The sequence below is a fragment of the Phyllobacterium sp. P5_D12 genome (assembly GCF_054049495.1).
Window position 1 is genome coordinate 1 of sequence record NZ_JBFUMG010000177.1, and the last position, 8,555, is coordinate 8,555.

Here is an 8,555-nt window from a genome sequence, read left to right on the forward strand (position 1 = left end):
TATCTATCGGGTACGGGCGGCAGGACCGGAATAATCTCCTCCCGCTCAAGTTTGGTCAAAAATTCGCGAATCAATGGTTCTTCCATGGCCTCGTGGACAAAATGAATATCCATCAAAGCTGCGGGATAGGCAATCGCTGCGTGTCCACCATTGAGGATGCGGATTTTCATCAGCTCATAGGGTGCGACGTCCCTGACAAAGGTAACGCCAACTTTTTCAAGCGCCGGCCGGCCCGTAGGGAAATGATCCTCCAGAACCCATTGCTTGAATGGCTCGCAGAAAACCGGCCAATTATCGTCTATGCCGAAATCCGTCGCCAAGAGGTTGCGCTCGCGATCGGTCGTCGCAGGGGTGATCCGATCGACCATGCTGTTGGGGAACGCAACATTTTGCCTGATCCATTCGGCCAGATTCGCATCGACTAGCGCGGCCAATCCGCTGACGGCATCACTGGTTACATGGCCATTGCCTGGAATATTATCGCAGGACATGACGGTGAACGGTGCGGTGCCTTCGTTGCGCCGGCGAATAAGCCCGGCAAGGATCAGGCCAAATACGGTTTTCGGGTTTGCGATGTCGGCTGCATCGGCCACGATTGCAGGATGCTGCGGATTGAAAACGCCGGAAGCCGGATCGATGAAATAACCGCCCTCGGTGATGGTCATCGAAACGATACGGATTTCGGGATCCGCAAGTCGTGCGATGGTGTTTGCACTGTCGCCGGGCTGCAGATAGTCGATCATCGACGACGTGACATGCGCGACCCGGTGTCCACTGTCCTGTTCGACCACCGTGGTCAGCCAATCCTGCTCCTTCAGCTTCTGCCGCATGACCTCATCGGAGGCAAGCACACCTGCACCGACAAGACCCCATTCATGATCTGTCCCGGCGTTGAACAGCGCATCGAGATAGACCGCCTGATGTGCACGGTGGAAATTGCCGATGCCGAAGTGAATGATCCCGGCCTTCAGGTCGGATTGGCTATAGCCGGGAACGCCGACATTCTCCGGCAGCTTTTGCAGCGCGGCTTTTGAAAGTTTTACAGTCATCGGGCCTAACCTTCTATTCTTATAGGTTGCGTGCACCGTTCAGCGCCGCTGAAACGTCAGCTCATCCAATTGCCGCCGTCGACGTTGTAGGTCTGCGCGACGATGTAGTCGCTCTCGCTGCTTGCAAGGAAAATCGCCATGCCAGTCAGATCTTCGGCGGTGCCCATCCGGCCATAGGGGACGGCTTCACCGACGAGGCGTTTCTTCTCGCCGCGCGGCCTGTTTTCATACTTGGCAAAGAGAGCATCGACGCCTTCCCAGTGCTCGCCGTCAACCACCCCCGGAGCGATCGCGTTCACATTGATACGGTGTTCAATGAGATTCAGCCCAGCGGACTGGGTCAGGCTGATCACCGCGGCCTTGGTGGCGCAGTAAATCGCCACGAGTGGCTCACCGCGACGCCCTGCCTGACTAGCCATGTTGATGATCTTGCCGCCCTTGCCGCGCGCAATCATCGCCTTGGCGACCGCCTGCAGTGTGAACAGCGTGCCGGAGAAATTGACGGCGAAGAGCTTCTCATAGCTTTGGCGGGTGATTTCGACGATCGGTGCCAGATCGAACAAAGCGGCATTGTTGATCAGCACGTCGATGCCGCCAAATTTGTCGACCGTTTCCTTGACCGCGGCATCAATCGAGGCCTGATCCGTAACATCGAGGCGGACGGCGTGCGCCTGGCTGCCAAGTTCTCTGGCAGTCTCCTGCGCACGCTCCAGATTGATGTCGGCGATCACCACATGCGCGGCGCCTTCGCGTATATAGGCCTCGGCGAACGAACGCCCGATGCCCCGTGCCGAGCCTGTGATAAATGCCGTCTTGCCTGCCAGTCTGTTCATTTCATTGTACTCATTATCTCTGTTTTATTTCGCAATTCCCGGACGGAAAACCGGTTCCTACTTTTGCTGGAATTGCTCAGATTGCCTGGCCGTTCGCATCAAAGCGATGGAGCCGTGCCGGTTCCGGGGTGAGAAACACCTGCTGGCCGAAATCGGTGATGAAATCGCCATCGGTCCGCACGGTGATCTTGCCTAAGCCGTCAACCTGCACGTGGATGAACGTGTCGGAGCCGAGGTGTTCCGTCACGCCCACGGTGCCCTTCCAGGCGCCCTCTGTTTTCGAGATACGGACATGTTCCGGCCGGACGCCGAGTGTGACCGCGTTGTGCTTGGCAGCTTCCTGCCCCTCGACAAGATTCATGCGCGGCGAGCCGATGAACCCGGCAACGAAAACGTTCCTCGGGCTGCGGTAGAGGTCAAGCGGCGATCCGACCTGCTCAATGCGTCCGGCATTCAGTACGACGATCTTGTCGGCCATCGTCATCGCCTCCACCTGATCGTGGGTGACGTAAATCATCGTCGTTTTCAGCTGGTGATGCAGATCGCTTATCTCCAGCCGCATGTTGCCGCGAAGTGCCGCATCAAGATTGGATAGCGGCTCGTCGAAGAGAAACGCCTTGGGCTGGCGCACGATTGCGCGACCGATCGCGACACGCTGGCGCTGACCGCCGGATAGTTGTCCGGGCCGGCGATCGAGATAGTTGGTGAGATTGAGGATATGCGCCGCATCCTTGACCTTTTTGTCGATGGCAGCCTTGTCCTGGCCGTCCATTTTCAGGGGGAACGCGATGTTGCCGTAGACGCTCATATGCGGATAAAGCGCATAGGACTGGAATACCATGGAGAGGCCCCGCTTGGCGGGCGCCTCGCTCGACATATCCTTGCCATCGATGATGATGCGGCCACCGCTCAAATCTTCGAGTCCCGCGATCATCCGCAACAGCGTGGACTTGCCGCAGCCGGAAGGACCGACGAAGACAACGAATTCACCATTAACGATTTCAAGGTCGATTTCCGGAATCACCGATGTGGTTCCAAATGATTTCGATACTTTTTCGAGTGTAATGCTTCCCATAATATTTCCCCCTTATTTCACAGCGCCGAAGGTCAGACCCCGTACCAGCTGCTTTTGCGAGAACCATCCCATGATCAGGATCGGCGCAATCGCCATGGTGGATGCAGCCGACAATTTGGCCCAGAACAGGCCCTCGGGACTGGAATAGGACGCAATGAAGGCGGTGAGAGGTGCGGCATTCGCGGCTGTCAGGTTCAGCGTCCAGAACGCCTCGTTCCATGCAAGAATGATATTGAGCAGCATGGTCGACGCGATCCCCGGTACGGCCATCGGCGTCAGCACATAGACGATCTCTTTCATCAGCGATGCGCCATCCATGCGGGCTGCTTCGAGAATTTCACCTGGGATTTCCTTGAAGTACGTGTAGAGCATCCAAACAATGATCGGTAGGTTGATCATGGTCAGGACTGCTACAAGGCCAAGACGCGTGTCCAGAAGCCCCCAATCGCGGAAAATCAGGTAGAGCGGAACCAGAACGCCGACCGGCGGCATCATCTTGGTGGACAGCATCCACATCAACACGTCCTTGGTGCGCTTGGTTGGCGAGAACGCCATCGCCCATGCCGCGGGAATGGCGAGAGCCAGACCTATGAGCGTCGAGCCGACGGAAATCACCACCGAGTTCGTGACGTGTTTCATATAGTTGGATCGGCTTTGCACCTCGTGGTAGTTCTCCAGGGTCCAATCGAAGARCAGGAACTGCGGCGGCGTTGCGACTGCCGTTCCTTCTGTCTTGAAGCTGGTCAGGAACGTCCACAGGATCGGAAAGAAGATCAGCAGACCGATAGCCCAACCGAGGATGGTGAATGTCAGCTTCCGCTGTGTTGTGAMTGAGCGGGCCATGATTCTACCTCTCCAGGTTCTTGCCGATGAGGCGAATGAGGAAGAAAGCGACGATGTTGGCGAGGATCACCGCGACAATACCGCCTGCCGAAGCGCCGCCGACGTCGAACTGCAGAAGCGCCTGCGCATAAATCAGATAGGTAATGTTCGTCGTCTGAAGTCCTGGACCGCCATTGGTCGTCACCAGAATTTCGGCGAAGACGCTGAGCAGGAAGATGGTCTGAATGAGGATGACCACGGTGATGGCGCGCGACATGTGCGGCAGCACCAGGTAGAAAAACCGCGAAAGCGCGCCGGCACCGTCCATTTCCGCAGCCTCGATCTGTTCGCCGTCAAGCGATTGCAAAGCGGTCAGCAGGATCAGCGTGGCGAAAGGCAGCCACTGCCAGGCGACGATGAGAATGATCGAAAACAGCGGCAGCTGGGCGAACCAGTCGATGGGCTGGAACCCGAACGAGCGGGCGATCCACGCGAACAAGCCGTTTACGGGATGCATCAGCATGTTCTTCCACACCAGCGCCGAAACGGTCGGCATGACGAAGAACGGCGCGATGACCAGAAGCCGGACGATGCCCTGACCCCAGAATGGCTGGTCCAGCACGATCGCCAGCAAGATACCGCCAATAACCGTGATCAGCAGGGTGCCGCCGACCAGCATGAGCGTGTTGCCGAGCGCGGTGAAGAATGCCGGGTCAGTGAGAAAGTACTGATAATTGAGAAAGCCGATAAATTCCTCGGTTCCAGGCATCAAAAGATTGTAGCGCAGGAACGAAAAATACAGCGTCATGACAAGCGGCACGATCATCCACAAAAACAGGAGGATGACGGCGGGCGACATCATGAGACGGGCGGTTGCACGTGTCTGAAGCGTAGCCATGGTCAGGGTTCCAATACAGCAATCATCAAAAAGCGAGAATGCAGAAGGAGGCCCGGGCGGATCCTGACATTCGCGTCAGGAAACCGTACGGATGCCTGAGCGGATTCTACTTGATGTAGCCGCCCTTGGTCATCTCGCGAGTCGTGAGCGCTTGCGCACTCTGCAAAGCCTGGTCAACCTTCATCGAGCCGGCAAGCGCCGCCGAAAACTGCTGACCCACGGCTGTGCCGATACCCTGGAACTCGGGAATGGCAACGAATTGGCCACCCGTATAAGGCACCGGCTTGACAGTCGGCTTGGTGGTATTGGCCGCGTTCATCGCATCAAGCGTAATCTTGGCGAAGGGAGCCGCCTTCTCGTATTCAGGATTGGCATAAAGCGACTTGCGTGTGCCCGGAGGAACGTTCGCCCAGCCTTCCTTGCTTGCGACGAGTTCCGTATAGGCCTTGTCGGTTGCCCAGGAGACGAACTTCTGCGCAGCTTCAGCCTTCTTTGTGCCTGCAGGAATACCGAGGTTCCAGGCCCATAGCCAGTTGCCATGGTTTTCGACGCCGCCCGTCGGGAACAGCGCATATCCCACCTTGTCGGCAACCTTGGAGTCCTTCGGGTTGGTCACAAAGGACGCGGCCACCGTCGCATCGATCCAGATACCGCATTTGCCGGTCTGGAACAGCGCGAGGTTTTCATTGAAGCCGTTGGACGATGCGCCGGGAGGGCCGGCTTCCTTCATCAGGTCGACGTAGAAGGTCAGCGCCTTCTTCCATTCAGGCTGGTCGAACTGCGGCTGCCACTTTTCATCGAACCAGCGTCCGCCAAACGAATTCGACATCGCGGTCAGGAGCGCCATGTTCTCGCCCCAGCCGGCCTTGCCGCGCAGGCAGATGCCGTAGGTCTCAGTCGACTTGTCCGTCATCTTCTTCGCCGCATCGGCGATCTCGTCCCAGGTCGGCTTTTCCGAAATCTTGACACCGGCCTTTTCGGCCAGGTCCGTGCGGTACATGACCATCGCGCTTTCGCCATAGAACGGCGAGGCGTAGAGCTTGCCGTCAACGGAGACGGCGGCATCGATAGCCGGCAAAAGGTCAGCCTTGTCGTAATCGGCGCCAAGGCCGTCGAGCGGCAGGAGCCAGCCCTGCTTGGCCCAGATCGGCACTTCGTAGGTTCCGATGGTCATGACGTCGTATTGGCCGCCTTTCGTGGCGATGTCGGTGGTGACGCGCTGACGCAATACGTTTTCTTCGAGCGTCACCCATTCAAGCTGGATGTCCGGATTTTTCTTGGTGAAATCTTCAGTCAATTTCTGCATGCGGACCATGTCGCCATTGTTGACCGTGGCGATGGTCAGCGTTTCCCCATGCGCAAAACTCGACATGGCGAGTACCGACGCCGCGCCGAGCAGAAGCGTTCTTGATAACATTTCATTCCTCCCGAATGTTATGAGCAATTGCTTGTGGTATGGGCAAATACTCACACAATAGCAAAACAAGTCAAGGGCAATTCGTCGTTGCGCTGCAGCAAATGAAAAAAGTCAGCTGGCGAGCAATGCTTCCGCCGTCGCCTCGTCGGTGATCAAGCCATTGATAAGGCTGCCTTTCAGCGCCGCTTCGATACCCGGCAGCTTTTTCGGCCCCTTGGCAATGGCGATGACCATGGCGGTGTCGCGCGAAGGAATATGCGCGCTGGCGACGCGATCGTTGGTCAGGCCCTGGATCGGCACGCCGTTGCGGTCGAAGGCGCGCCCGACGATTTCGCAGACCGCGCCGGCCTGCCTGAGCGCCAGAAGTTCCTGGCGCGAGATGAAGCCATCGATGAAGAGCGGCGCATCGTCCTCGAGGTCGCCGATGCCGACAAAGGCGACAGTCGCCTGCGCCGACAATTCCAGCACCGGGCGGATCATCGCCTGGCTGTGCAGCAATTCGCGCTCTTCCGGCGAAGAGGCAATGACCGGCAGCGGCATCGGAAACGAGCGCGCCTTGATCTTGTCGGCGATATTGAAAATGACGTTGTAGAAAGCCGCCGAACCATCCGGCGCGATATTGCCGGTCAGCGACACCACCTTGTGCTGCGGACATTCGATCGGCGACAGCAGCTCGATCGCCGCCTTCAGCGTGCGGCCGGTGCCGATGCCAAGAACGATCGGCGTTTCCGATTTCAGCCAGCGCGTCATCTCCGCCGCCGCCGCATCGGCAACGCCGAGCGTCGTCGAGGTTGAACCCGGGTCGGTCGGCACCACTTCCGCCATCTTCAGGCCGAAACGCTGCTTCAACTGCTCGGCGAGATCAAGGCAACGGGCGATCGGATGGTCGAGCCGGACCTTGACCAGCCCTTCCGACACGGCGAGCGACACCATGCGCTGCGCCGACTGGCGCGAAATGCCAAGCTTGGCGGCAATCTCATCCTGCGTGTTGCCGGCGACATAATAGAGCCAGCCGGCGCGTGCCGCATCATCGAGCCTGGTCGTGGTAACCTCCGGCTTACTCACTTGTCTGCCCCGCCCTTAAGCGCCTCGCCTTGCTCGTTGCTGGCGGGGACCCCGGTGGCCTTATGCCCGTCCGAGTGGCCGAGATCACGTTCGGGCCAGACGATATCGCGCACCTTTTGCTTCAGGACCTTCGCCTCGGGAAAGCCGCCGTCGCGCTTGCGTTCCCAGATGAGATCCCCGTTCACATGGATCTCGAAGATGCCGCCGGTGCCGGGGATCAGCGCCACCTCGCCAAGATCGGCGCCGAAGGTGGACAGCAGTTCCTGCCCCATCCAGGCGGCGCGCAGCATCCAGCTGCATTGGGTGCAATAGGTGATGGTGATGCGCGGTTTTGTTGTCATGTTTCGTCTTCTAGCATTTCCACACCCGGATGTAAGCTGCCGTCTGGGGCAACCATTGCACGATGGTTCGTGGCAACAATGCGGGACATCGCGACGATCCCACTACGAGCCCGTTCGGCCATCTCGATGGTACCGCAGAGCGGGAACAGTGGAACTGGATAATCGTCGTTCTCCTCCAGCCTTATTCCGGTGCAGCGATGCTTGCGCCGGCATTGCGGGTTCTTGCAGTTCTTGTGGTAGCCATAGATCGTTGCCATTGCCTGAAAAGCCGACAGCGCAACCACCCATCGCCGATGTGCCCGCTTGGTCATCTCCCATTGCGCAGCATATTGCTCATCGGTCTGCTGGGGCCAGCGGGGCGCTCGTTCCAGGGGTACCGGCGCCAATGGATCCGGCATGAACTCGACGAATGGAATCATGTTGTCTGTCGAAGTCTGTTTCTGCTTGCCCATGCTTCGCCTCCTTGCGGTTGTTCCTTGCCACGCCCTCATCCCGAGTCTGGCCATTGAATGGTTGGGAAGACGGGCGGTCGTCGAAGCGCGTCTTTGTAGAATAAAAATGCGATCCGAAGACCGCCCGTCCGGCGTCTTTTGATCCCGCCCGTTCCGCTTGGGAGGCCTCGGCTTTGGGTGAATTGCTTCGCCCGCTGCCGAAAGCCCCTTTCGAAGTGCTCGTCCAGCACACGCCAGTCGTAGTACCGGCAGGGGAACCCTTGGACAGAACTTCTCCGGACAGCGGGTCCGTTACCCGCCATCGGAGGCGCCGATCCTCTCCCCAATTCGAACGGCTCCGGAAGCAGTTCCCGTGGAAAGGACGGGAATAGAATAAGTCAGGTTTGGAGGTGTTGGATAAACAGCCACGATTATTTTTTGAAGTAACTGAAATTATGAGACGAACCCCTCCCCGTCGCTTCGCTCCGTCCCTCCCCACAAGGGGGAGGGTAAGACCGTCGCAACTGTCATCGCTACACACGCGAAACAGGTGACGCTGCAGGATAAAGCGCTGTTACCCTCCCCCTTGTGGGGAGGGACGGAGCGAAGCGACGGGGAGGGGTT

9 protein-coding genes are annotated in these 8,555 nt (G+C 58.3%); all 9 read right to left on the reverse strand.

Annotation, left to right across the window (positions count from 1 at the left end):
* On the reverse strand, positions 1–1,049 hold a 1,049-nt coding region (locus ACXJ5O_RS13330), incomplete at its 3' end, for a mannitol dehydrogenase family protein (protein WP_457300309.1).
* Positions 1,050–1,105: 56 nt separating this feature from the next.
* Positions 1,106–1,882: an L-iditol 2-dehydrogenase gene (locus ACXJ5O_RS13335; protein WP_457300310.1), complete on the reverse strand. Its 777-nt coding sequence runs from the start codon at positions 1,880–1,882 to the stop codon at positions 1,106–1,108.
* 76 nt (positions 1,883–1,958) lie between these two features.
* Positions 1,959–2,957, reverse strand: coding sequence for an ABC transporter ATP-binding protein (locus tag ACXJ5O_RS13340; RefSeq protein WP_457300311.1), 999 nt, complete (start codon positions 2,955–2,957; stop codon positions 1,959–1,961).
* A 12-nt stretch (positions 2,958–2,969) separates the two neighbouring features.
* Positions 2,970–3,800 carry a carbohydrate ABC transporter permease gene (locus tag ACXJ5O_RS13345; RefSeq protein WP_457300312.1) on the reverse strand — a complete coding sequence of 277 codons (831 nt, stop codon included), beginning with the start codon at positions 3,798–3,800 and terminating at the stop codon, positions 2,970–2,972.
* Positions 3,801–3,804: 4 nt separating this feature from the next.
* The gene (locus ACXJ5O_RS13350) at positions 3,805–4,677 is read right to left on the reverse strand and encodes a carbohydrate ABC transporter permease (RefSeq protein ID WP_114431462.1); all 873 of its coding nucleotides are present in this window, start codon (positions 4,675–4,677) and stop codon (positions 3,805–3,807) included.
* A gap of 106 nt (positions 4,678–4,783) precedes the next feature.
* Positions 4,784–6,094: an ABC transporter substrate-binding protein gene (locus tag ACXJ5O_RS13355; protein ID WP_457300313.1), complete on the reverse strand. Its 1,311-nt coding sequence runs from the start codon at positions 6,092–6,094 to the stop codon at positions 4,784–4,786.
* 111 nt (positions 6,095–6,205) lie between these two features.
* Positions 6,206–7,159, reverse strand: a complete 954-nt coding sequence (locus ACXJ5O_RS13360; protein WP_457300314.1) for a sugar-binding transcriptional regulator — start codon at positions 7,157–7,159, stop codon at positions 6,206–6,208.
* Complete coding sequence (locus ACXJ5O_RS13365) at positions 7,156–7,500, reverse strand: SelT/SelW/SelH family protein (protein ID WP_271895438.1); 345 nt, start codon at positions 7,498–7,500, stop codon at positions 7,156–7,158. Before ACXJ5O_RS13365 ends, ACXJ5O_RS13360 begins: the two co-directional genes overlap by 4 nt.
* Positions 7,497–7,952 carry a hypothetical protein gene (locus ACXJ5O_RS13370; RefSeq protein WP_457300315.1) on the reverse strand — a complete coding sequence of 152 codons (456 nt, stop codon included), beginning with the start codon at positions 7,950–7,952 and terminating at the stop codon, positions 7,497–7,499. Before ACXJ5O_RS13370 ends, ACXJ5O_RS13365 begins: the two co-directional genes overlap by 4 nt.
* Between the last annotated feature and the right edge of the window lie 603 nt (positions 7,953–8,555).